This is a genomic window from Janthinobacterium sp. GW822-FHT07H11, assembly GCF_058798615.1.
This window is the reverse complement of the sequence record NZ_CM179507.1, coordinates 4,068,474-4,090,768: the sequence shown is the minus strand read 5'-3', so window position 1 is coordinate 4,090,768 and position 22,295 is coordinate 4,068,474. Positions and strand designations below refer to the sequence as shown.

General features: G+C 65.2%; 18 protein-coding genes and 1 riboswitch. Of the genes, 14 read left to right on the top strand and 4 right to left on the bottom strand.

The features are described 5' to 3' along the window. Nucleotides 1-57: 57 nt before the first annotated feature. A riboswitch (cyclic di-GMP riboswitch) is annotated at nucleotides 58-144 on the bottom strand. Between the two features lie 270 nt (nucleotides 145-414). The 3 genes from fos to AC3RCJ_RS18040 form a co-directional block, all read right to left on the bottom strand. Then, on the bottom strand, nucleotides 415-822 hold the full coding sequence (gene fos / locus AC3RCJ_RS18050) for a fosfomycin resistance glutathione transferase (protein ID WP_492963042.1): 408 nt from the start codon (nucleotides 820-822) through the stop codon (nucleotides 415-417). 191 nt (nucleotides 823-1,013) lie between these two features. Next, a complete protein-coding gene (recJ, locus tag AC3RCJ_RS18045) occupies nucleotides 1,014-2,714 on the bottom strand; it encodes a single-stranded-DNA-specific exonuclease RecJ (protein ID WP_492963040.1) in 1,701 nt (566 codons plus the stop codon). Further along, nucleotides 2,711-3,763: a hypothetical protein gene (locus AC3RCJ_RS18040; RefSeq protein ID WP_492963038.1), complete on the bottom strand. Its 1,053-nt coding sequence runs from the start codon at nucleotides 3,761-3,763 to the stop codon at nucleotides 2,711-2,713. Before AC3RCJ_RS18040 ends, recJ begins: the two co-directional genes overlap by 4 nt. 432 nt (nucleotides 3,764-4,195) lie before the next feature. Between AC3RCJ_RS18040 and AC3RCJ_RS18035 the strand changes: the two genes are divergently transcribed. The 14 genes from AC3RCJ_RS18035 to AC3RCJ_RS17970 all read left to right on the top strand — a co-directional run bounded on the left by AC3RCJ_RS18035 (nucleotide 4,196) and on the right by AC3RCJ_RS17970 (nucleotide 20,084). Beyond that, nucleotides 4,196-7,009, top strand: a complete 2,814-nt coding sequence (locus AC3RCJ_RS18035; RefSeq protein ID WP_492963036.1) for an SdrD B-like domain-containing protein — start codon at nucleotides 4,196-4,198, stop codon at nucleotides 7,007-7,009. A gap of 97 nt (nucleotides 7,010-7,106) precedes the next feature. Further along, the gene (locus tag AC3RCJ_RS18030; protein ID WP_492963034.1) at nucleotides 7,107-7,778 is read left to right on the top strand and encodes a PEP-CTERM sorting domain-containing protein; all 672 of its coding nucleotides are present in this window, start codon (nucleotides 7,107-7,109) and stop codon (nucleotides 7,776-7,778) included. 110 nt (nucleotides 7,779-7,888) lie between these two features. After that, nucleotides 7,889-10,042 carry a type I secretion system permease/ATPase gene (locus tag AC3RCJ_RS18025; RefSeq protein ID WP_492963031.1) on the top strand — a complete coding sequence of 718 codons (2,154 nt, stop codon included), beginning with the start codon at nucleotides 7,889-7,891 and terminating at the stop codon, nucleotides 10,040-10,042. Next, complete coding sequence (locus AC3RCJ_RS18020) at nucleotides 10,039-11,361, top strand: HlyD family type I secretion periplasmic adaptor subunit (protein WP_492963029.1); 1,323 nt, start codon at nucleotides 10,039-10,041, stop codon at nucleotides 11,359-11,361. Before AC3RCJ_RS18025 ends, AC3RCJ_RS18020 begins: the two co-directional genes overlap by 4 nt. Before the next feature lie 11 nt (nucleotides 11,362-11,372). Next, the gene (locus AC3RCJ_RS18015; protein WP_492963027.1) at nucleotides 11,373-12,653 is read left to right on the top strand and encodes a TolC family protein; all 1,281 of its coding nucleotides are present in this window, start codon (nucleotides 11,373-11,375) and stop codon (nucleotides 12,651-12,653) included. Between the two features lie 105 nt (nucleotides 12,654-12,758). Next, nucleotides 12,759-14,036, top strand: a complete 1,278-nt coding sequence (locus AC3RCJ_RS18010) for a lipoprotein-releasing ABC transporter permease subunit (RefSeq protein WP_492963025.1) — start codon at nucleotides 12,759-12,761, stop codon at nucleotides 14,034-14,036. Between the two features lie 102 nt (nucleotides 14,037-14,138). Beyond that, the gene (locus AC3RCJ_RS18005) at nucleotides 14,139-15,404 is read left to right on the top strand and encodes a lipoprotein-releasing ABC transporter permease subunit (RefSeq protein WP_492963023.1); all 1,266 of its coding nucleotides are present in this window, start codon (nucleotides 14,139-14,141) and stop codon (nucleotides 15,402-15,404) included. Nucleotides 15,405-15,420: 16 nt separating this feature from the next. Then, on the top strand, nucleotides 15,421-16,146 hold the full coding sequence (gene lolD / locus AC3RCJ_RS18000) for a lipoprotein-releasing ABC transporter ATP-binding protein LolD (protein WP_492963021.1): 726 nt from the start codon (nucleotides 15,421-15,423) through the stop codon (nucleotides 16,144-16,146). A 14-nt stretch (nucleotides 16,147-16,160) separates the two neighbouring features. Continuing rightward, nucleotides 16,161-16,967, top strand: a complete 807-nt coding sequence (locus tag AC3RCJ_RS17995) for a TatD family hydrolase (protein ID WP_492963105.1) — start codon at nucleotides 16,161-16,163, stop codon at nucleotides 16,965-16,967. Beyond that, nucleotides 16,964-18,199, top strand: a complete 1,236-nt coding sequence (locus AC3RCJ_RS17990) for a PQQ-dependent sugar dehydrogenase (protein ID WP_492963019.1) — start codon at nucleotides 16,964-16,966, stop codon at nucleotides 18,197-18,199. Before AC3RCJ_RS17995 ends, AC3RCJ_RS17990 begins: the two co-directional genes overlap by 4 nt. 143 nt (nucleotides 18,200-18,342) lie before the next feature. Continuing rightward, complete coding sequence (locus AC3RCJ_RS17985) at nucleotides 18,343-18,729, top strand: BPSL0067 family protein (RefSeq protein ID WP_492963017.1); 387 nt, start codon at nucleotides 18,343-18,345, stop codon at nucleotides 18,727-18,729. A 68-nt stretch (nucleotides 18,730-18,797) separates the two neighbouring features. Beyond that, nucleotides 18,798-19,205, top strand: a complete 408-nt coding sequence (locus AC3RCJ_RS17980) for an STY0301 family protein (protein WP_492963015.1) — start codon at nucleotides 18,798-18,800, stop codon at nucleotides 19,203-19,205. Nucleotides 19,206-19,307: 102 nt separating this feature from the next. Continuing rightward, nucleotides 19,308-19,556 (top strand): hypothetical protein, encoded by a 249-nt coding sequence (locus tag AC3RCJ_RS17975; protein WP_492963014.1) that lies wholly within the window; start codon nucleotides 19,308-19,310, stop codon nucleotides 19,554-19,556. A gap of 54 nt (nucleotides 19,557-19,610) precedes the next feature. Then, complete coding sequence (locus AC3RCJ_RS17970; protein WP_492963012.1) at nucleotides 19,611-20,084, top strand: T6SS effector amidase Tae4 family protein; 474 nt, start codon at nucleotides 19,611-19,613, stop codon at nucleotides 20,082-20,084. Between the two features lie 3 nt (nucleotides 20,085-20,087). Here the strand turns inward: AC3RCJ_RS17970 and AC3RCJ_RS17965 are convergent, their stop codons facing one another. Beyond that, nucleotides 20,088-22,073 carry a helicase-related protein gene (locus tag AC3RCJ_RS17965; RefSeq protein ID WP_492963010.1) on the bottom strand — a complete coding sequence of 662 codons (1,986 nt, stop codon included), beginning with the start codon at nucleotides 22,071-22,073 and terminating at the stop codon, nucleotides 20,088-20,090. Between the last annotated feature and the right edge of the window lie 222 nt (nucleotides 22,074-22,295).

Genomic DNA, 22,295 nt, shown 5'->3' with positions numbered 1-22,295 from the left:
GAGGGCCACATCTCGACAATGCCGCAGGGCGGGCCGCGCTGGCGGCTGCTCGCTGGCATTGGCAACCCCGCTGCCGTGGCGCTTGCGCGCGGTAGGCCGGTGGCTTTGCGTCCCCGCCTTTCGACGGGTTTGCCCTCAGAATTGATTGCGTAACGGCCGCGTGAAAGTCGTCCGCTACGAAATCAATTCTAGCGAATACGCCAAATCATGTGTTAACTATTTTCAATTAATATTTCCATTTACACATTTATTTGTCGCATATTTCACCATGGTCTGATGCAATCTTGCCAGCTTGATTAAGCCTTAAAAGCAAGCTTGTCAGGGCTGCATCGGTGGATAACGGCGTTTTCTCCGTGTAACGGCGACTGATTTTTTCTTTGTTTAATGAAAATACCGAATTTACCGAATTTAGCATCAATCGTCGAACGTCATGCCCTGGTACGGCGCCGCGCGGCAGGCGGCCAGCCGCTGCGCCAGGCTGCCCGCGTGGGCTTCCAGCCGGTGGCCGTCCGGGTCGAGAAAGTACAGCGAATCGCCGGCGCTGCGGTTTTGCTGCCATTCGGCCACGCCAGCCATGCGCAGGCCGGTGGCAAAGGCGGGAAAGTCTTGCTTGGAAATGGAAAACGCGTAGTGCGTGTAGCCGCCCGCGCCGGTCGCCGCCGCCGCATCGAGCGACAGGCACAGCCACAAATCCCCGGCCGACAGGTAGGCGCCCCGGTCCCAGCGCGCATGCAGGCGCAGACCCAAGGTGTTGCGATAAAAGATGACGCTGCGATCAAGGTCGCGCACGGACAGGGTGAGGTGGTTCAGGCCGGTCAACATGGCGTTGCTTTCAGGTGTGGTGTAGGGCTGTTCCAGTTTTGTGCGCAGGAATAAGACCACAAACGTCGCAACACCGGACAGAAGCGTAGCGAGCGGAAGGGAGAGGTGGCCGAGAAGCGCAACCGTACTTCTAGTACGGTGAGCATCGCAGGCTACCTATACCGACGCGCAGTAGCTTGTGTCAGGTGTCACTACACAGGTTCGGCGTGCTCTACCATGAGCTGCACCTTGGTCGTGCCATTGTATTCATTCGCATCGAGGCGGAAGGCGACCCTTGTCCGTTCGCCCAGGGCGTCCGTGTGGCCGAACCAGATGGCATCGAAGCGCACGCCGTTCTTTTCCAGCAGCAGTTTCAAGTGGCGTTCCTTGAGGATGCGCTGGCTGACGACGCGGAATTCGTCGCAGAAGACGGGCGGGGCGAAGCCCTGGCCCCACACCTGCCCATCCATCAGCTCGATGAAGGCCGTCGTGTAATACGCGTCTTCCAGCGGGCCGTCCGTTTCCACCACCCGTTCCAGCTGTTGGGCGCTGAGCCAGGCCTGGCCCACGGCTTCGAAGGCCTGGGAAAAGGCGTCGAAGGCGTCGGCGCGGATGGTCAGGCCCGCCGCCATGGCGTGGCCGCCGAACTTGTCGATCAGGCTAGGCGCCCGTTTCGACACGAGGTCGAGCGCGTCGCGCAAGTGAAAACCGGGAATCGAGCGGCCGGAACCCTTGATCCAGCCGTCGGCGCCCGGTGCGAAGGTAATCGTCGGGCGATAAAACTTTTCCTTCAGGCGCGAGGCGACGATGCCGATCACGCCCTGGTGCCAGGATGCATCGAAGACGCTGATGGTGCTGCTGTTGGCCGGCTCGAAGTCGTCGAGGTGCAGCAGGGCCGTATCCTGCATTTCCGCCTCGATTTCACGGCGCTTCAGGTTGATGTCGTTCAGCTGCTGGGCCAGCGCCCAGGCACGGCCTTCGTCGTCCGTGATCAGGCATTCGATGCCCAGCGACATGTCCTGCAGGCGGCCGGCCGCATTCAGGCGTGGCCCGAGGGCAAAGCCCAGGTCGAACGGCGTGGCGCTGCGCGCTTCGCGGCCCGCCACGCGGAACAGGGCCGCCACGCCCGCGTGCATATTGCCCTTGCGCATGCGTTTGAGGCCTTGGGCGACGAGGATGCGGTTGTTGGTATCGAGGCGCACCACGTCGGCCACCGTGCCCAGCGCCACCAGGTCGAGCAGGTTGTCGAGCTTGGGTTGCGTCTGCGCATCAAAGACGCCACGGCGGCGCAGCTCGGCCCGCAGGGCCAGCAAGACGTAGAACACGACGCCCACGCCCGCCAGGTTCTTGGACGGGAAACCGCAGGCGGGCTGGTTCGGGTTGACGATGACGGCCGCGTCGGGCAGGGTGTCGGCCGGCAAATGGTGGTCGGTGACGACCACCTCGATGCCGCGCCGGTTCGCCTCGGCCACGCCGTCGATGCTGGCGATGCCGTTGTCGACGGTGATGATGATGTCGGGTGACTTTTCGCGGGCAGTGAGCTCGACGATTTCCGGCGTCAGGCCGTAGCCGTATTCAAAACGGTTGGGCACGATGAAATCGACGTCGGCGCCCATGGCGCGCAAGCCGCGCATGGCCACGGCGCAGGCGGTGGCGCCGTCGCAATCGTAGTCGGCCACGATGACCATGCGTTTCTTGGCGGCAATGGCGTCGGCCAGGAAGACGCCGGCCGCGCCGATGTGCAGCAGGCCGGACGGCGGCATCAGGGCCGCCAGTTCGCTCGACAGTTCTTGCGCGTCGGACAGGCCGCGCGACGCGTACAGGCGGGCCAGCACGGGATGGATGCCGCCCTGGCGCAGCAGCTCGGATTCGCGGTAGGGGCAGGGACGGGTGGCGATGCGGGTACGGGTCATGATGTTTTCAACTTGTTCAGGGTAATCGCGCGCCAGAATTTGCGCTGCGCATGCTTGCTGGTGGTGACGTCCAGCCAGGCGTCGCGGTGGCTCAGTACCAGGCGCAGCCGGTCCAGGCGGCCATCCTTGAGGGCCGCCAGCAGGGGCGCGAACCAGTCCGCTTCCAATGCTTGCAACTGTTGCAGCCACATGCCCCATTCCTGCGCCTGCGCCGCTTCGACCAGGCCGCCCGGCACGACGATGGCGTCGGCTTGCTCCGCCAGCACACTGTTTGGACTGGCAGCGCGCCGCGCCGGTTCCGCCAGCGCGGCCAGCCAGCCCGGCGCGTCCCTGGTATGCAGGCGGGCGGCGCAGCCGGGAGCTTGCGCCGTGGCCAGGCTGCCGCCCCAGAGCCAGAACGCATTGACGGCTTTCAAGCCGCGTTCCTCGCGCGCCGCATTGATCGGGTGTTCATGCCACAGCATCTGCACTTCGTTTTGCAGGCGGCGCGCGGCGCGCGCGTGCTCGCCTTCCGGCATCCAGACGGACAGGTCCTGCGTGGTGGCGGCGTCCGGCGAAGCGCACTGCAAGTCGCTCCAGGCATCGGCGCGCATGAACCAGGTGCCCGCGTCGCCATACGCGAGCGGTTGGCCGATCTCGCCGAAATACGGGGCCGCCATGTCGAACAGGGCGCGGCCGTCCTCCTCGCTCAACTTGAGCTGGCGCAAGTCTTCCAGGCTGATGTGGCTGCGGGCGATGGCCAGGTGGGCCGGATGCAGCAGGAAATAGCGCGCGCCCGGCTGCGGCACGAGGCCGTAGCCGCGCATGGCTTCTGCCGCGAAGGCGGCCTGCGCCGCCGCGCCATTGGCCGCGGGCGACAGGCCCAGCGCGTGCGCCAGCCACGCTTCGTGCGGCAGCACGCGTTTGGCGCTGTCAAAACTTTCTAGGGTGCAAGTGGATGTGCGCGACAGCAGGGCCGCCAGCGCGGGCGCTTGCAAGACCTTGAGCAGGTCGGCGGCCAGTTCGGCATTGGGCAAGGCGAAGGGCAGGACGAGGGTCAATTGATTCATCCCGAGATTGTAGGCGATTGCGGCGCCGCGCGAGAAGGGCGCCTGCGTTTTCTCCGCGATCGCCGCCACAGATGGGCACGGGCACGGCGGCTGTTCGCCACGCTAAAAATACCATTAAAACATCATAATTATCGAAAGTTTATTTTTATCGATGGAAAATAATTCTCTTTTGAAAAGATAGTGGCTATAATTGTGTTGGATTAATATCAGAAAGACAATCATACCCCTGCCGTATGGTTGCGTCGTCTGGCTTCTGTGTCCCTCGAAACTGTATACAAGATGCTGCCGGCTTCACGTTTTTATACACAAGTCCTTTTTCTTGGAAGCCCATACCATGTATACATTTGCCACTCCACGTGGCCAGGCTGATTGCGGCCAGGCCATTTGCGTTGCCGTTCCCGCCGCCGCTCCTGCCGTCCGTCAGGAGGCCGCATGACTACCTACAACCTGTCGACCACGGTCCACGTGTGCGAAGACACCGACAAGAATTTCGACATCCGCGACCTGCTGATCCAGGCCGGTTATGCGGTGCAAGGCGAACTGAACATCAAGAATTTCACCGTGCTCTTGCCCGATGATACGGAGTCGACCGAGAATACGCCGCTGTTCGGCATGCTCGACGCGGACACCGTGTACGTGCGTCCCGGCGACTGGGCCCTCAACTACAACGGCAGCTTTTCCACCATCGAGGTGACGATCGACAAGGGCAATGGCGACATCGTCCAGCTCAGCCTGCAAGTCATCATCGATCCCGTCAATGACGCGCCCGACGCGGCCGACAAGACGTTTATTTTGATCAACGGCAACAGCGTGGTGCTGGGCGAAGGCGATTTCGGCTTCCACGACGACGTCGAGCACGACGGCTTCAAGTCCATCGTCATCACCAATACCACCACGGCGGGCCAGGTCTTGCTCAACGGCGTAGCCGTGGCGGTGGGCACGGAAGTGTCGATCGACGACATCCGCGCGGGCCACCTGGTCTTCGTGCCCAGCCAGACCGTGGCCGGCGACTTCGACCTCGGCTTCAAGGTGCGCGATGACGGCGGCACGGCCGGCTGCAATGCGCAGGACCTGAGCGTGGCCCATCACCTGACGTTCAAGGTGCCGATGGCGCAGCTGGGCGACTTCGTCTGGGAAGACAGCAACGCCAACGGCGTGCAGGACGCGGGCGAGGCGGGCATCGGCGGCGTCACCGTGCAGTTGAAGAACGCGGCCGGCAGCGTGATCGGCTCGACCGTCACGGACGCCACCGGCTATTACCACTTTAATGTCGATCCGGGCACGTATGCGATCGCCGTCGTCGCGCCTCCTGGCTATTTGACGACGGTCAAGGATGCGGGCGGCAACGATGGTCTCGACAGCGACATCAACGCGCTGGGCAACAGCGGCCAGGTGACGGTGGCCGCCGGCCAGGACTACAAGGATCTCGATGCCGGCCTGTACAAGACGGCATCCATCGGCGACCGCGTCTGGTTCGATGCGAATGGCAACGGCAGCCAGGATGCGGGCGAGGCGGGCGTGGGCGGCGTGAAAGTCAACCTGTACAACGGGCAAGGCGCCGTCGTGGCCAGCGCCACCACGGATGCCAGCGGCAATTATCTGTTCAGCAACCTGGTACCGGGTAACTATTACCTGGGCTTCGTGCCGCCGGCCGGCTACGGCTTCACCAAGGCCGATATCGGCGGCTATGCCACCGATTCGGACGTCAATCCGGCCACCGGCCTGACCACCGCCATGGCGGTCCTGAAATCGGGCGACGTGCAGCTGGACTGGGATGCGGGCCTGGTCAAATGCGCGCCGCTCACCGGCAGCATCGGCGACCGCGTGTGGGAAGACAACAATTACAATGGCGTGCAGGATGTGGGCGAACTGGGCGTGGCGGGCGTGAAAGTCAACCTGCTCAATGCGTACAACCAGGTCATCGCCACGACGACGACGAATGCCAGCGGAAATTATCTGTTCGACAAGCTCGCGGCCGGCGGCTACAAGGTCGAAGTCGTCCGTCCATCGGGCTTTTACTACACCAAGGCCAACCTGGGCAGCGATACGGCCGATTCCGACGTCGATGTCGGCACGGGCCGTTCCGGTCTGATCAACCTGGCCGCCGGCCAGAACGACATGAGCTGGGATGCGGGCATCTACCGCAAGGCCAGCCTGGGCGACAAGGTGTGGCGCGACGCCGACCATGATGGCGTGCAGGACTACAACGAGGCGGGCATCGCCAACATCAAGGTGCAGCTGTACTCGGGCAGCGGCGTGCTGCTGTCCACCACCTACACGAATGCCAACGGCAATTATCTGTTCAGCAACCTCGATCCGGGCAGCTATTCCTTGAAATTCGACAAGTCGGGCGTGTATCACGCCGGCTACGCCATGGATACGTGGCGCTGGGGCGCGAAGAACGTGGGCACGAACGACAACATCGATTCTGACGTCAACAGCAATGGCACGACGGCCAACGTGGTCTACACGGACCTATTGAAACTGGCGTCGGGCCAGAACGACATGAGCTGGGATGCGGCCATCACGCCCATCGTCATCGACCTCAACGGCGACGGCGTGCACACGATCGCGCGCGCCGACTTCCACGGCAGCTTCGACCTGCTGGGCACGGGCAGCGCCATCCAGACGGGCTGGGTCTCGGCCCAGGACGGCTTGCTGGCCATCGACAGCAATGGCAATGGCAAAATCGACAACATCAATGAGTTGTTCGGTGGCAACGAAAAGGGCACGGGCTTCGCCAAGCTGTCCAGCTACGACTCGAACCACGACGGCGTGGTCGATGCGCGCGATGACAAGTTTGCCGAACTGCGCATCTGGCGCGACGCCAACAGCAATGGCGTCACCGACGACGGCGAGCTGATGTCCCTGCACGACGCGGGCGTGGCCAGCCTGACGGTGGCCTACACGGAATTGCCTTTCCTCGACGCCAACAGCAATCTGCACCTCGAGCGCAGCAGCGCCACCCTGGCCGACGGCAAGGCGGTCGACATGACGGACGTGTATTTCAACGTCGACGCCAAGGACGCGGCCAAGGCCGGCATCGCCTTGCCGAACATGGCCGACCTGCTGCGCGACGACCATGCCCTCGACACGGCCCTGGGCCAGGCGGCCACCGTCGCCACGGTGGCCGCGCCGGCCGCCGCGGCCCCTGCTGCCGACGCCCAGGCCCAGTGCGAAATGGCCGACCTCTTGCGCCGCGCCATGGCCCACGCGAATGTCCAGCCCCAGGAAATGGCTGCCTGATGTCCCTTGCCAGGCCCCATCCGCCTGGCCGACCTGCGCCGGCGCCCCTGATCCAGGGCGCCGGCGCTTTCCAACCATTTTATATAGAGAATCCGCAATGAAAAAATCCCTGCACCTGCTCGTCCGCGCCAGCATCGCCGCGGCCGCCTTCACCCTCGCCAGCGGCAGCGCCCTGGCCGCTTCCAACCTGCAAGTCGTCGATTCGCACAGCGTCAGCCTGTTTACGGCGGCCGGCGGCGCCTTCGGCTCGGGCAGCGCCATCTCGCCGACCTTGTGGGAAGTCAAGTACGACAGCAACACCTTCCTGGCGTTTTGCCTCGATCCCCATGTCGCACTGAGCAACAGTTCGAACAGCTACAGCAGCGGCGCTTTTGCCGCCAGCGATGCCGTCAAGCGCCTGTACGAGGGCTATTACGCCTCGTCCGTCGCGAGCGTGTCGACCAGCGCCAACAGCGCCGCCGCCTTCCAGCTGGCCCTGTGGGAATTGAATAACGACAACACGAACCTGCTGACGGGCGAACTGCGCTTCAAGAACCTGAGCAATGCCGTCGTCAGCCAGGCCAACACCATGCTGGGCGTGGCCACGGGCAATGGCGCCATCCAGAACCTGTACAGCTACACGAGCTTGACGAGCGTCAATCCGGCTTCGCAAACCTTGCTCAGCGTCTCGCCGGTGCCGGAAGCGCAGACCTGGGCCATGCTGGTCGCGGGCCTGGGCTTGCTGGGCTTCATGGCGCGCCGCCGCAAGGGCGCCTCCGCGCTGACTTGATTATGACTCGTTAATCAGCGCTCATCGCTCATCGCCCGTCGCGCAAGCGATAGCGTTCCCGCTGCGGCGTGCCCCACCGGCGCGCCGCAGCGTTTTATTGTGAATCCATCATGACCCCACCTCCCGACACTTCCACCGCTTCCGCCGGCATGTCCACCGATGCCCTTGCCGAGGCCATCATCTTCCTGGCGCGCTTTTTCGGCACGGCCGTGCCGGCCGAGCGCCTGCGCGCCGGCGTGACCGCGCATGGCGACCCGGCCGCCGCCGATGTCCTCGACCAGGCGCTGGCGCAGGCCGGCCTGGCCGGCACGGCGTTGCCAGCGGACACGCCGCGCCGTCCCACGGAAATGCCGGCCTTGCTGCTCAACGGGGAAGGGCGGGTGCTGGTGGTACTGGCCATGGACGATGGTAAATATGAATGCCACGTGCCCGGCATCGTCGGCAGTGCCTGGTTTGACGCCGCCGCGCTGGCGCGGGAAGTGCCGGCCGGGCGCTGGGTGGCCGTGCGGCCCGTGCTGTTCTTCGACCAGCGCAGCTTGCTCTACAGCATGCCGGTGGCGGGGCGCTGGTTCTGGGATGTCTTCAACCGCAACCGCTGGGTCTTCCGCTGGGCCTTGCTGGGCACCCTGGTGCTCAATGTCATCGGCGCGCTGGTGCCGTTCTATGCGATGGCCGTGTATGACCGCGTGATCCCGAACAATGCCACGTCCAGCCTGTGGGTGCTGACGATCGCCGTCGTGGTGCTGACGGGCTTCGAGCTGGCCCTGCGCCTGCTGCGCGGCGAACTGGTGGAAACGGCCTCGCGCCGCATGGACGTGGCGCTGTCGTCGAACATCTTCGCCCAGTGCTTGCGCCTGCGCGCGGCCAGCCGGCCCGCTTCCGGGGGCACCCTGGCCAATACCGTGCGCGATTTCGAATCCGTGCGCGAATTCTTTGCCTCCACGACCCTGACGACCCTGGGCGACCTGCCATTCCTGCTGCTGTTCCTGCTGGTGGTCGCCCTGGTCGGCGGCTGGCTCGTGCTCGTGCCCCTGGCCGCCATTCCCATCCTGCTGCTGGTGGCTGTTGCCTCGCGCGCGGCCCTGGCGCGCCACGTGGCCGCCTCGATGCAGGAAAGCGCGCAGCGCACGGCGCACCTGTTCGAGACCATGAATGGCCTCGACACCATCAAGGCGCTGGGCGCCGAAGCGTGGAGCCAGCGCAAATGGGAAAGCCTGACGGTGGCCATCGCCGCCAACAGCGTCGAGACGCGCGAAATCGTCAGCCGCGTCAACTATATCAACACGGCCGTGCTGGCCCTGTCCGGCGTGGCCGTGGTGGCCACGGGTGCCTTGCTGATGGGCGAACGCCTGCTGACCCTGGGCCAGATCATCGCCGTGAGCATGCTGACGGGACGCGCCCTGGCGCCCGTGAGCCAGATCGCGGGCCTGATCATGCGCTGGGAGCAGACCAAGCTGTCCTACCACGCACTCAATAAAATCATGGAAGCGCCCACCGACGACGACGCGGCCAGCCTGCAGGCGCCGCCCCTGTCCGGGCGCATCGAGTTCCGCGACGTGGGCTTTGCCTACCCGAACTCGCCGCCGCTGCTCGATAAGCTCAACCTGCACATCCGCCCCGGCGAACGGGTCGGCGTGATCGGCAAGCTCGGTTCCGGCAAGAGCACCTTGCTGCGCTTGCTGCTGAACCAGTACGGCCCGCAAAGCGGCAGCGTGCTGTTCGACGACCTGGCCAGCACCCAGCTGGACCCCTTGAGCCTGCGCCGCCAGATCGGCTACGTGCCGCAGGACGTGACCCTGTTCCACGGCAGCCTGCGCGAAAACATCGAACTGGGACGCAGCCAGGCCGACGACGCCAGCCTGCTCGACGCCATCCGCCTGGCCTGCCTCGACGACATCATCACCGAGCTGCCCAACGGCGTGGCGACGGAAGTGGGCGAGCGGGGCGAGCGCCTGTCCGGCGGCCAGCGGCAAGCCGTGGCCATGGCCCGCGCCTTGCTGGCCAAACCGCCGATGCTGCTGCTCGATGAGCCGAGCAGCATGTTCGACCCGGCCACCGAGCAGCGCCTGATCGGCCGGCTGCGGACCTTGAAAGGGACGACCATCGTGCTCGTCACGCACCGCATGGCCATGCTGGCGCTGGTGGACCGCCTGATCGTCTTCGACAAGGGGCGCATCGTGGCCGACGGCCCGCGCGACGAGGTCATGCGGGTGCTCAATGGCCAGGCGGCCAGGCCTGCGGTGGAACAGGGAGTGGCGGCATGAGCGCCGTGAACGCCCCGAACGCCCGCCCGCTGCCGGCGGCCCACCCGGATCCGGAAAGGGAACCGCGGCGCATCGTCATGCGCATGCTGGCCCTGATTGCCGTATTGCTGGTGCTGGTGCTGGCCTGGGCCATGTTCGCCCAGCTCGACGTGTCCGTGAATGGCCGGGGCGCCATCACGCCGCCATCGCACCTGCAGGAAGTGCAAAGCCTGGAAGGGGGCATCGTGCGCGAAATGCTGGTGAAACCGGGCCAGCGCGTGCGCCGTGGCGACTTGCTGCTGCGCCTGGACACGGCCCAGTACGAGGCCAACCTGGGCGCCAGCGTGCAAAACCGCCTGGCGGCGCTGGCGGGCAGGGCGCGCCTGGACGCGCTGCTGTCCGGCGGCACACCCCGGTTCGCGCCGGAATGGCAGCAAGCGGCGCCCGAGCTGATCGCCAAGGAAACGCAGCTGTGGCGCGACGGCCAGCGCGAATTCGCGTCCGCCACGGCGGCCGCGCGCGAGGGCGTGACGCGTCGCCGTGGCGAGCTGGCCGAGGCGCACAGCCGCATCGCCCAGCTGGACGCGGGCTTGAAGATCGCGCTGGAAAGCCTGTCCATCGAGGAGCGGCTGTTCAAGGAGGGTGCCGGTTCGCGCGGCGACTATCTGAATGCGCAGCAGCGCGTGCAGCAGCAGCGCACGGAACTCGACGGCCTGCGCAGCTCGATGCCACGCCTGGCGGCCACCCTGGCCGAGGCGCAGGCGCAGGCGGGCGAAGTGGAAGCGCGCATGCGCGGCCAGTGGGGCGCGCAGCGCAGCGAATATGAAACCAAGGCCGGCGCCCTGGCCAGCACCGTGAAAGGCCAGCAGGACCAGGTGAGCCGGCGCGACGTGACGGCACCTGTCGACGGCGTCGTCAACCGCGTGCTGGTGGCGACCGTGGGCGGCGTGGCGCAGCCGGGCAAACCGATACTGGAAATCGTGCCGGCCGATTCGGAAATGCTGATCTCTGTGCGCGTGAAACCGTCGGACATCGGTTTTATCCATGTCGGGCAGAGCGCCTCGGCGAACGTGCTGGCGTACGACGCCACCACCTATGGCCGCATGCAGGCGCAGGTGGTGCGCGTGGGGGCGGACGCCATCCCCGACGAGCGCAACGAACCGTACTTCGAGGTGCAACTGAGCACCGACCGCAGCCAGCTGACGGCGCACGGCAAGGTATTGCCGGTGACGCCAGGCATGCCGGTCGACGTGGGCATCCTGACGGGGCGCCGCTCGGTGCTGCAATATGTGTTCAAGCCCGTGCTGCGCGGCCTGCAGTCTTCCCTGCAGGAGCGGTGATGCGTGCTTTCTTGATATTTATCACACTGGCGTGCGCCGGCATGGCGGCGCAGGCGCAGCTTCCGGGCACGCTATCGGTCCAGGCCGCGCGCGGCTTGCCCGCCTTGCTGGCGCGCGCCGTGCCGCGCGATCCGCAGGTGATTGCGGCGCAGGCGACGCTGGCCACCACCGAAGCGCGCTACAAACAGGCCCGTTCACGCCTGTTCCCCACCGCGGCCCTGCAGGCGACGCGGGGGCGCAGCAACGATCTCGATGGGACGCAGGAGGTCGAGCGCCGCACGCACCAGGTGGAAGCGAGCGTGCGCTGGAATGTGTACAACGGCGGCGCCGACCGCGCCGAACTCGATGCGGCCGAGCGCGACATGGCGGGCGCCGCCTTCGACGTGGAGCGGGCGCGCGCGGAAAGCGCGGAAAAGCTGGCCGAAGCGTATTTCGACATGCAGCGGCTGGAACGCAGCCTGCAGCAGTCGCAGGAACGCCTGCGCGACGTGACGCAGCTGGTGCGGCAGGTGACGCGCCAGGCGGAACTGGGTAAATCGTCGGAAGTGGACCGCGAACTGGCGCAAAGTTCGCAGCTGGACGCGGAACTGGTGCACGACGGCTTGCTGACGGACCAGCAGGCGGCGCGCATCAAGCTCGAGGCGCTGGCTTTCGAGCCGGTGGCGCAGTTTGCCGATTTTGCCTTCGCGCCGCTGCCGGCGCAGGCGCTGGAGAACGCCGACACGCAGCAGGCGCAGTTGCGCGCCGCGCGCGAGCGGGCTGCGGCGGCCCGGCTGCGCGTGCGCGGCGTGGCGGCCACCCTGGCCCCTAAAATCGATCTGAATGTCAGCCATCTGCTCAATAACAAGACCACGCCGCCGCCGTCGACCATCCAGCAGCGGGGCTGGTCGGTGGGCGTCTCCTGGGAAATCCCGCTCGGCGGGGGCAGCCTGGCGCAGCGCGACGAAAGCATCAGCCGCGCCCAGGCGGCCGAGGCGGACGTGGCGCGCGCCGAGCAGGGCACGCGCGCCGACCTGGCCAGCATGCTGCCGCGCATCGCCAATGCGCAGCGCACGCTGGCCTTGCTCGACGAGCAGGAAAAGAAGCTGGCCTTTGTCGTGCGCGGCGGGACCATCCAGTACGAGGCCGGCCGGCGCAACCTGCAGCAGGTCATCCAGACGCGCGACAGCTATTTCACGCTGCAGCAGCGGCGCATCGATCAATCGCACCGCCTGGCCCTGGCGCAGATGCGGCAATATGCACTGGCGGGGCAGCTGTTGCAGGTTTTTGGCCTGGCGCGGGAGGCAAAATAGGGCAGAGGTGCGCCGTTTCACACAGAGATGACGCAGAGATCATGCATGAAATGCCCATTGTGTGGCACACTGCGCGCTCGCATATCATCGTTGTCGCGGGAGCGCATGAGCATCATCAAACAATTTCCTTTTGAGTGGCAGGTCGGCGTGCGCTATACGCGCGCCGGGAAACGCAGTGGCCGCAACAGCTTCATTTCCTTCATCTCCCTCATTTCCGTGGCCGGCATCGGCCTGGGCGTGGCCGCCCTGATCGTCGTCCTCTCCGTCATGAACGGCTTCCAGAAGGAAGTGACCGACCGCCTGATGTCGGTGCTGGCCCACGTCGAGGTGTTCGACACGAGCGGCTCCATGCCCAACTGGCAGGCGCAGGAGCGCGCCGCCTACGCCAACCCGCAAGTAAAAGCCGTCTCGCCCTTCGTGGAAACCCAGGGCATGCTGCTCAATGACGAAACCATGCGCCCGTCCGTCGTGCGCGGCGTGCTGCCGCAGCAGGAAGCCACCGTCTCCAGCGTGGCAGGCCAGATGAAGCAGGGCAGTTTCGATGCGCTGACCCCCGGTTCCTACAACATCGTGCTCGGCATCGACCTGGCCAAGGCGCTGGGCGTGAAAGTGGGGCAGAACGTCACCCTGATGCTCGAGCGCGAGCCCAGGGCGGGCGATCCGGCCAACGGCATCGTCATGCCGCGCATGCGCGCGCTCAAGGTGTCGGGCATCTTTGAGGCAGGTCATAATGAACTCGACGGCAGCCTGGCGTTTGTGAACATGCAGGATGCGCAGCAGCTGCTGCAGCTCGACGGCCCGTCCGGCCTGCGTTTGCGCCTGCACGACATGAACCAGGCGCCGCAGGTGGCGCGCGAACTGAAGGCGTCGATGCCGGGCCAGCTGTGGATGCGCGACTGGTCGCGCGCCAGCGCCAGCTGGTATGCGCTGGTGCAAAGCCAGAAGAACATGATGTTCATCATCCTCAGCATGATCATCGCCGTGGCCGCGTTCAACCTCGTCTCGACGCTGGTGATGTCGGTGACCGACAAGCAGGCCGACATCGCGATTTTGCGCACGCTGGGCGCCTCGCCGTTCTCCATCATGAAGATCTTCATGATCCAGGGCGCGCTGGTGGGCTTGCTGGGGAGTGCTTTGGGCGTGATCGGCGGCGTGGTGCTGGCGCTGAACGTGGGCGTCATCGTGCCCTTCATCGAAGGCATCTTCGGCCTGCACTTCATTTCCAAGGAAATCTACCAGATCAGCGCCGTGCCGTCCGACGTGCACTGGCTGGACGTGGCGCAGATCGGCCTGATCGCCTTTGGCCTGGCGCTGGTGGCGACCATCTACCCGAGCTGGCGCGCCGCCAGAGTCAAGCCGGCCGAGGCGCTGCGCTACGAATAAGCGGCTTGTAAAACCGGGGTCAGACCCGCCGGGTTTGACGCCAGCCCTTCGTTGCACGGGCTAACGCGATGATATGTTGCATACATAAGAATTAACGAATTAATGAGCATGTTAAAAAATCTTCCCTTCGAATGGCTGGTCGGCCTGCGCTACACGCGGGCCGGCAAGCGCAGTGGCCGTAACAGTTTTATCTCCTTCATCTCGCTCATTTCCATGGCCGGCATCGGCCTGGGCGTGGCGGCGCTGATCGTCGTGCTGTCCGTGATGAACGGCTTCCAGAAGGAAGTGACGGACCGCATGCTGTCCGTGCTGGCCCACGTGGAAGTGTTCGACAACAGCGGCAGCATGCCCGACTGGCGCGCGGAAGCGGCGCAAGCCTTTAAAAATCCGGCAGTGAAGGGCGCCGCGCCGTTTGTGGAAACGCAAGGCATGCTGCTGCGCGACGATGCGCTGCGCCCCGCCATCGTGCGCGGCGTGCTGCCCGAGGAAGAACCGAACGTGTCCGACGTGGCCGGCCAGACGCGCATGGGCAGCTTCAAGGCCCTGCAGCCGGGCACCTTCAATATCGTGCTGGGCATCGAGCTGGCGCGCGCCTTGCGCGTCAACCTCGGCGAAAAAGTCACCTTGATGCTGGCGCAGGGCCAGGTCACGCCGGCCGGCGTGCTGCCGCGCATGCGCAGCTTCACCGTCAGCGGCATCTTCCAGGCGGGCCACAATGAATTCGACGCCGGCCTGGCCTTCATCAATATCGAGGACGGCCAGCGTTTGCTGCGCCTCGACGGCCCGTCCGGCCTGCGTTTGCGCCTGGCCGACATGAACCAGGCGCCGCAAGTGGCGGCGGAGCTGAAAAAAACCATGCCGGGCGACCTGTGGCTGCGCGACTGGTCCAAGCTGAACGCCAACTGGTTCGCCGCCGTGCAGACGGAAAAGCGCATGATGTTCATCATCCTGACCTTGATCATCGCCGTCGCGGCCTTCAACCTCGTCTCGACCCTGGTGATGACGGTGACGGACAAGCAGGCCGATATCGCGATTTTGCGCACCCTGGGCGCCTCGCCCCGTTCCATCATGAAGATCTTCATGATCCAGGGCGCGCTGGTGGGCATCCTGGGCACGATCCTGGGCGTGGGCGGCGGCGTGCTGGTGGCCATGAACATCGACGTCATCGTGCCCTTCATCGAGCATTTGCTGGGCGTGCAGTTCCTCTCCAAGGACATCTATTTCATCAGCACCGTGCCGTCCGACCTGCGCTGGCCCGACGTCGCGAAGATCGGCGTGCTGGCCGTGATCCTCGCTTTTTTGGCGACCCTGTACCCGAGCTGGTGGGCTGCCCGCGTCAAACCTGCGGAAGCCCTGCGCTATGAATAAACCACTGACGACTACCATGACCGATCTGAACAAACCTGCCTCCAACGGCGCTGCCGCCGATTCCGCCGTCCTTAGCTGCCGTGGCCTGGGCAAGACTTTCACGCAGGGCACCTACAAGGTGCAGGTGCTGGCCGGCATCGATATCGACGTCCACCGCGGCGAGCGCGTCGCCATCGTCGGCGCTTCCGGCTCCGGCAAATCGACCCTGCTGCACCTGCTGGGCGGGCTCGATACGCCCACCAGCGGCAAGGTCACCCTGCTGGGCAAGGATTTCGCCACCCTCAGCGAAAAGGCGCGCGGTGACTTGCGCAACGCCTCGCTGGGCTTCGTCTACCAGTTCCACCACCTGCTGCCCGAGTTTTCCGCGCTCGACAACGTCGCCATGCCGCTGATGATACGGCGCATGAAGCGCGCGCCCGCCACCGAGCTGGCGCAGCAGATTCTCACGCGCGTGAACCTGGCCAAGAGGGTCACGCACACGCCGGGCGAATTGTCGGGCGGCGAGCGCCAGCGCGTGGCCCTGGCCCGCGCCCTCGTCACGCAGCCTGCCTGCGTGCTGGCCGATGAACCGACGGGCAACCTCGATCACGCCACGGCCGAACAGATTTTCGACCTGATGCTGGAACTGTCGCGCACCCTGGGCACGGCCTTCGTCATCGTCACCCACGATATCGAACTGGCCAAGCGCTGCGACCGCGTGCTGCGCCTGACGGACGAAGGGCTGCAGCCGTACCAATATTAAGGAGCTTCGCCATGCTGTGGATCGACACGCATTGCCACCTCGACGCGCATGAATTCGGCAACGAATCGCTGCAGGTGGCGGCGCGCGCGCAGCAGCAGGGCGTGGGCATGATCGTCGTCCCCGCCGTCGAACGGGCCAATTTCAGCATCGTGCGCGATCTGGCGGCAACGGCGCCCAACGCCTGCTATGCGCTCGGCATCCACCCGATCTACGTGCCGCAGGCCACCGAGGACGATTTATTGGCCCTGCGCGAAACCGTGGCGCTGGCGATGAACGACCCGCGCTTTGTCGCCATCGGCGAGATCGGCCTCGATTTCTTCATTCCCATGCTGTGCGAACCGGCCATGCGCGCCAAACAGGAGCATTTTTTGCGCGAGCAGCTGAGAATCGCCCGCGACTTCGACTTGCCCGTGCTGGCCCACGTGCGCCGCTCGCAGGACATGGTCCTCAAGCACGCGCGCCAGATCCGCCCGAACGGCGGCATCGCCCATGCGTTCAACGGCAGCTTCCAGCAGGCGCAGGGCTATATAGCCCTCGGTTTCAAGCTCGGCTTCGGCGGCGCCATGACGTTTACGCGCGCCTTGCAGATACGCCGCATGGCCACGGACCTGCCTCTGGACGCCATCGTGCTGGAGACGGATGCGCCCGATATTTCCCCCGCCTGGATACACCCGGGCCGCAACAGCCCCGAAGAACTGCCGCGCATCGGCGCCGTGCTGGCCGAACTGCGCGGCCTTGATATTACGCAAGTGGCGGCGGCCACCAGCGCCAATGCGCGCGCCGTGCTGCCCCGATTACCCCTGATGAAAACACCCTCATGAACAAGAAGATCATCACCGGCGCCCTGGCCGCCTGCCTGGCCAGCGCCGCCACTCCCGCCATGGCGGCCGCCCAGTGCGACGGCATGCCGCGCCTCGACGTCACCACGCCGGCCGGCTTTTGCGTGGCCGTACTGGCCGACGGCCTGAAATTCCCCCGTGGCGTGCTGCCGCTGACGAATGGCGACATCCTCGTCACGGACATGGCGGGGTGGGCGCCGAAGCTGGGCAAATTGTGGCTGTTGCAGCGCAAGGTGGCCGGCGCCGGTTACGAGCGCAAGCTGCTGCTCGACAAGCTCGATCGCCCGAACGGCATCGTGCAGGGACCGGACGGCATGGTCTACGTGGGCGAGGTGGGGCGCATCTTCCGCTTCGACCTGCGCGATCCCGCCCGCGCCACCACCGACGTGATCGGCGGCACGGCCAGGACGCCGCGCCTGCCGGGCCTGGGCTTGCACCTGCTGACGAACATGCGCTTTGGCCCCACGGGCGACCTGTATGTGAACGTGGGTTCGAGCACCGACCATTGCGAGAGCGATGGCAAGGCGCCCGATGCCAGCAAGCCTTGTGCCCCGGCGGAAGGCCCGGAGGCGCTGGGCGCCATCCGCGAATACAAGATGGCCTGGCCGGCCGGCACGGTGACGGGTTGGCGCACGCATGCGCGCGGCTTGCGCAATTCGATGGCGCTGGCCTTCCACCCGGCCACGGGCGAGCTGTGGCAGGCGGAAAACGCGCGCGACGCCATCCAGGCCGCCATGCCGCAACTGAAAAGCGACGAAAACCTGCCGCATGAGGAACTCAATCTGATCAAGGCCGACCGGCACTACGGCTGGCCCTACTGCTACGACGACAATGTGGCCAGCCCGGAATACCCGAAGACGGCGTGCGCCGCCCAGTACGTGGCGCCGCAGCGTTTGCTGCCCGGCCACGCCGCGCCGCTGGGCATGACCTTCTATACGGCCAGCCGCTACCCCGAGCTGTACAAGAACAGCCTGATCATCGGCTACCACGGCTACCGCAGCAATGGCCATCGCCTGGTGGCGCTGCTGCCCGACAAGGCCGGCGCGCCGCTGGGCAAGTCCGTCGAGTTGATCGGCAACTGGGAGCGCAAGGGCAAGCAGGGCCGGGGCGCGCCCGTCGACGTCAAGCAGGGCCAGGACGGCGATATCTATATGGCCGACGATCATAATGGCCTGGTGCTCAAGCTGCATTATGCGGCACCGGGCAAGCCGTAACGGGAGCGCCCGGCGTAGCGACGCGAGGGAGTTGTTGTCTGTGCGCAAGGAGGTGCCAGATGACGAAGCTACATTTGCTTTAGTACAAAAGTAGCTCGGGCGATTGGGCTTACCTTTGGATATGTTTTCCAAAGGAGATACCGATGCCATATATCTATGCAAAGGTTGATGCGTTGGAGGACTCCGCCATGGTGGGGTCGCACCAATGCGTCGCCTTGGTTCAGCACTATGCCCGAGCGCCAGTGACGTCATCCTGGAAGCAAGGCGCGGCTGTCCTGGGAAATCGTTTTCTCGCCAAGGGGACGGCGATTGCCACGTTCGTCAATGGCAGGTACGCAAATCAAAGCCACGGCAATCATGCCGCACTCTTTATCGCCCATGTCCCCGGGGGCATCGTTGTGATGGATCAGTGGAAAACCAAAAAAGACGCCCTGATCACCTCGCGCACAATCCGCTCGAAAGGAAAGAACCGGAATGGCAGCTATATCCATCCGAGCGACAATGCCGATGCGTTCTTTGTGATTGACTAGAGGCCAAAATGTCCACGATAATTTTTGCTGCCTTGCTTCGGCGTGCAAAATACTGTCTGCCGGCCAGCATGCTTTTTTCACTGCAGGCGCCGGTCAACGCCCAAACGCCATCGTTTGATCTCGTTTGCCCGCCGAGCGTGCCTGCTGCCTCGCTGCGCGTCGTGGATACGCCGCCAGGCTGGACGTCGCAGGTGGAACGGCCTTTGTATCTGCATTCGGCGGCGCCCATCGACGGACCGCCGCAGCGTCGTGGTGTGTTGGCCACTTACACGGTCAAGCAGCAGCATGGCCAGGCGCGCTATACCTATCGCCTTGTCGGCGCTTTCCCGGAGGGTAAATGGCTGCAATGCGCCTATGGCGAGCATGGACAGGTCACCTTGTCGCGCCAACTGGACGACGCCATACGCGAATGCCGTTTCACGTATGACAAGGGACCGAAGGCCGGCCAGCAAGTAATACATATCGATTGCAAATGAACTGGCCTGCCGCCTTCCGCTTGACCTCGCTCAGTGCGAGGTGGCCGCAGCGCCCTACAATCGCTCAGTAACTCCACCACTGACCAGGGCTGGTCATGCGCCATGTCGTACTCCTTGCTGATCGCCTGTTTTCACGACGTGCCGCTTCGTGGCGCATCGGCCGATCCCGCCTTCCTGCTCAAACAGCGCTATTCCCAGAGTTACCTGAGCGGCGTGGCCGATGCGGTGCAGGACGGCAATGGTGCGACACGGGCCGCCGGCAAACGGTGGAAATCGACGCGCAGCTTATCTCTGAACGGGACAAGCTGCCGGCCCGGGCGCGCCGGGGCGAGGCGTCGGCGCCGATCGTGACCATCCTGGCGCGGCGTTATCCCTGTTCCACTCCGATAACCGTGGGAGGCTGGCGTGAAACCTGCATTCATCAAGCTGCGTGAAAATTACTCGAGCGTGGCGGCCGTCGACCAGGCGGCCCTGTTTGGCGAAATCGGCTGGGAGGATTTGATCGGCAAGGACAGTTTTGCCAACACCTGCGCCATCCGCGTCAGCCTGGCCCTGATCAAGGCCGGGGTCCAGGTCAAGGGGCGCATGGCGATACGCAAGGGGCCGTTCAAGGGCGCGCTGATCGAGCCTGGACAAGCCAGGCTGTCGCACATGCTGGCCAGCCCGGCGTTGTTTGGCGCGCCCGAAAAATTTACGCGGGATGAGGCCATGGAAGGCATCGGCCAGCGCCAGGGCGTCGTCGCCTTCTTCCGCATTCCCGGCTACCTGGGCGGCGCGGGCGGGCATATCGACATCCTGCTGCCGTCCATCGGCGTGAAGGTATGCGGCACCGAATGCTACTGGAATTGCGGCGAGGTCTGGTTCTGGCCTGTCAGTTGACGCTTATTTGAACTTCTTCGAGCGTCCGCGCGAGGCCGCATTGTGCGCGCGCAGGATGGAGTCGACCCGTTCCGACGCGTCGCGCGACAGGTTTTGCGCGACGGCGATATCGGGGAAGAATTCGGGCAGGCGGTAGCTGAGCCACGCATACGCCGAATAGTAGCGGCAAGTGTCTTCCACCTGCTGCAGGTTCTGCGTGCCGCCGCCGTAGGCATGCTGGCGCAAGGTGCTGGTTTTTCCCTGCGACAGATTCTTCGCCCAGTGCTCCCACGCCGTCTGCAGGGACGGTACCTTGCTGGAGATCGGCACCAGCGACAGCGTAAATTTGTCGGCCACGGACAGGGGCAGGGTGTCGAGCCAGATGGCGCGTTCCTTCTGGTCTTCCGTGATGCGCGGGAAGAAGAAGCCGTCCGGCACGTCGATATTGTGGATGAAGCGGCGCAGCAGTTTACTGAGCGACAGCTCGCCCGTCACCGAGGAAATGCGGTGCAGGTGCTCGAGCGAGGGCGCCACGGCAAAGCCGCTGGTGTTCAGCGGGTGCAGTTTTTCTTTCAGCAGGGCGCGCATCACTTCATGCGTCTCGTTGTCGTAGCCGGCCACCAGGCCCTCTTCATGCACGCCGTAGCGGCCCGCGCGCCCGGCGATCTGGCGCGCCAGCGCGGCCGAAATCTCTTCCTCTTCGCGGCCATTGTATTTGACGCAGGTGGTCATGACGATGCGCGCGATCGGCATGTTCAGGCCCATCGCCAGCGCATCCGTGCCGACGACGATGTCGGCCGTGCCGTCGCGGAAGCGCTGCGCCTGCGCGCGCCGCACTTCGGGCGACAGGTTGCCGTAGACAGTCGCCACCGACAGCCCCGTTTCCGTGATCATGTCGCGCCACATCAGCACTTCGCGGCGCGAAAAGGCGATGACGGCGTCGCCGCGGCGCAGGTTGCGCACCTTGCGCACGGCCGTCGGCTCCATCGACAGGGGCGCCATGCGTTTCAGGACGTGCACTTCCAGCGGGCAGTCCAGGCGCTCGGCCAGCGCCTCGATGGCGCGCCGCGCTTCCGGCGCCCCCACCAGGTAGACGGTGTGGGCGGGCGCGCCGCAGACGGCCGCCGTCCACGCGGCGCCCCGGTCCGGGTCGGCCAGCATCTGGATTTCATCGATGACGGCCACCTCGACGACGGTTTTCGTGTCCAGCATTTCCACCGTGCTGGCTACGTGCGTGGCGCCGTCGACGACCCGGCGTTCCTCGCCCGTGAGCAGGCTCACGGCCAGCGGCTTGCCATGCGGCGCGGCTTCCTGCAGGCGTTCGTAGTTTTCCAGGGCCAGCAAGCGCAATGGCGCGAGATAGATGCCGCTCTTCGCCTTCACCAGCGCTTCCATGGCGCGGTGCGTCTTGCCGGAATTCGTCGGTCCCAGCAGGGCGATGAAGCGGCGCGGCAGGCGGCGCGCCATCTCGAACGAGGCCGGATACTCGGCCAGGTTGATGCTCTGGCGCGTGCGCGCCGCGTGCTGCTCTTCCTGCTGGCGTTCGATGGCGTGGTTGAAGCGCTGGCGGATGCGGTCGAACACCATGCCGGCCGGCTCCGACGTCTGCATGTCGGCCAGCGTATGCAGGAAGACCATCGGGTCCGTATCCACATCCTCGCTCAGGCCCGCGATATCGGCGACGAAATCGATCACGTGCTGGCGCAGTTCCTCGAAGACGGCCGCGCTGGCCCGTTCACGCACCAGGGCCAGCCTGGTCTCGCGGTCCATCTTGCGCCACTTGGCCGGCCGCGCCAGCACACCCTGGCTTGGCACCAGCGCATACGGCACCACCAGGTGCCCGGCCTTGACGACGCCGGAAAAGCGCACGAAGACGCGGCCTTCCATCTTGACCAGGCGGACATGCTCGGCCAGCTCCCCCAGTTCCGCGACCAGGGTGGCGTCGTTATTGTCTTCGCTGCTGTCGGAAAGGTCGGTGGAAGTGTCGGGAGGGAGTGCGGAGGAAGTCATGTCGTGCCTGGGTGTTGAAATAAGCGAGGCCGATTATACCGTCGATGGGGGCGGGCGGTGGTGGCAGGCCCTGGCGCTCGCATGCTTACGCGGCCCGCGCGCACCAGGCGCAGGCCCCAGCCGGTGGCGATCAATCCGTCGCTGCCTTGCAGCGGCGCCGCGGCAGCATGGCGAAAGCATCGCCAGCATTGGCGATCGATGGCGTGCTTGAGCGTCCTTATC

What these genes read in the sequence shown, in the direction of transcription:
- fos (WP_492963042.1), bottom strand. Translation starts at nt 822, where the DNA reads ATGTTGACCGGCCTGAACCACCTCACCCTGTCCGTGCGCGACCTTGAT.
- recJ (WP_492963040.1), bottom strand. Translation starts at nt 2,714, where the DNA reads ATGACCCGTACCCGCATCGCCACCCGTCCCTGCCCCTACCGCGAATCC.
- AC3RCJ_RS18040 (WP_492963038.1), bottom strand. Translation starts at nt 3,763, where the DNA reads ATGAATCAATTGACCCTCGTCCTGCCCTTCGCCTTGCCCAATGCCGAA.
- AC3RCJ_RS18035 (WP_492963036.1), top strand. Translation starts at nt 4,196, where the DNA reads ATGACTACCTACAACCTGTCGACCACGGTCCACGTGTGCGAAGACACC.
- AC3RCJ_RS18030 (WP_492963034.1), top strand. Translation starts at nt 7,107, where the DNA reads ATGAAAAAATCCCTGCACCTGCTCGTCCGCGCCAGCATCGCCGCGGCC.
- AC3RCJ_RS18025 (WP_492963031.1), top strand. Translation starts at nt 7,889, where the DNA reads ATGACCCCACCTCCCGACACTTCCACCGCTTCCGCCGGCATGTCCACC.
- AC3RCJ_RS18020 (WP_492963029.1), top strand. Translation starts at nt 10,039, where the DNA reads ATGAGCGCCGTGAACGCCCCGAACGCCCGCCCGCTGCCGGCGGCCCAC.
- AC3RCJ_RS18010 (WP_492963025.1), top strand. Translation starts at nt 12,759, where the DNA reads ATGAGCATCATCAAACAATTTCCTTTTGAGTGGCAGGTCGGCGTGCGC.
- AC3RCJ_RS18005 (WP_492963023.1), top strand. Translation starts at nt 14,139, where the DNA reads ATGAGCATGTTAAAAAATCTTCCCTTCGAATGGCTGGTCGGCCTGCGC.
- lolD (WP_492963021.1), top strand. Translation starts at nt 15,421, where the DNA reads ATGACCGATCTGAACAAACCTGCCTCCAACGGCGCTGCCGCCGATTCC.
- AC3RCJ_RS17990 (WP_492963019.1), top strand. Translation starts at nt 16,964, where the DNA reads ATGAACAAGAAGATCATCACCGGCGCCCTGGCCGCCTGCCTGGCCAGC.
- AC3RCJ_RS17985 (WP_492963017.1), top strand. Translation starts at nt 18,343, where the DNA reads ATGCCATATATCTATGCAAAGGTTGATGCGTTGGAGGACTCCGCCATG.
- AC3RCJ_RS17980 (WP_492963015.1), top strand. Translation starts at nt 18,798, where the DNA reads ATGCTTTTTTCACTGCAGGCGCCGGTCAACGCCCAAACGCCATCGTTT.
- AC3RCJ_RS17975 (WP_492963014.1), top strand. Translation starts at nt 19,308, where the DNA reads ATGTCGTACTCCTTGCTGATCGCCTGTTTTCACGACGTGCCGCTTCGT.
- AC3RCJ_RS17965 (WP_492963010.1), bottom strand. Translation starts at nt 22,073, where the DNA reads ATGACTTCCTCCGCACTCCCTCCCGACACTTCCACCGACCTTTCCGAC.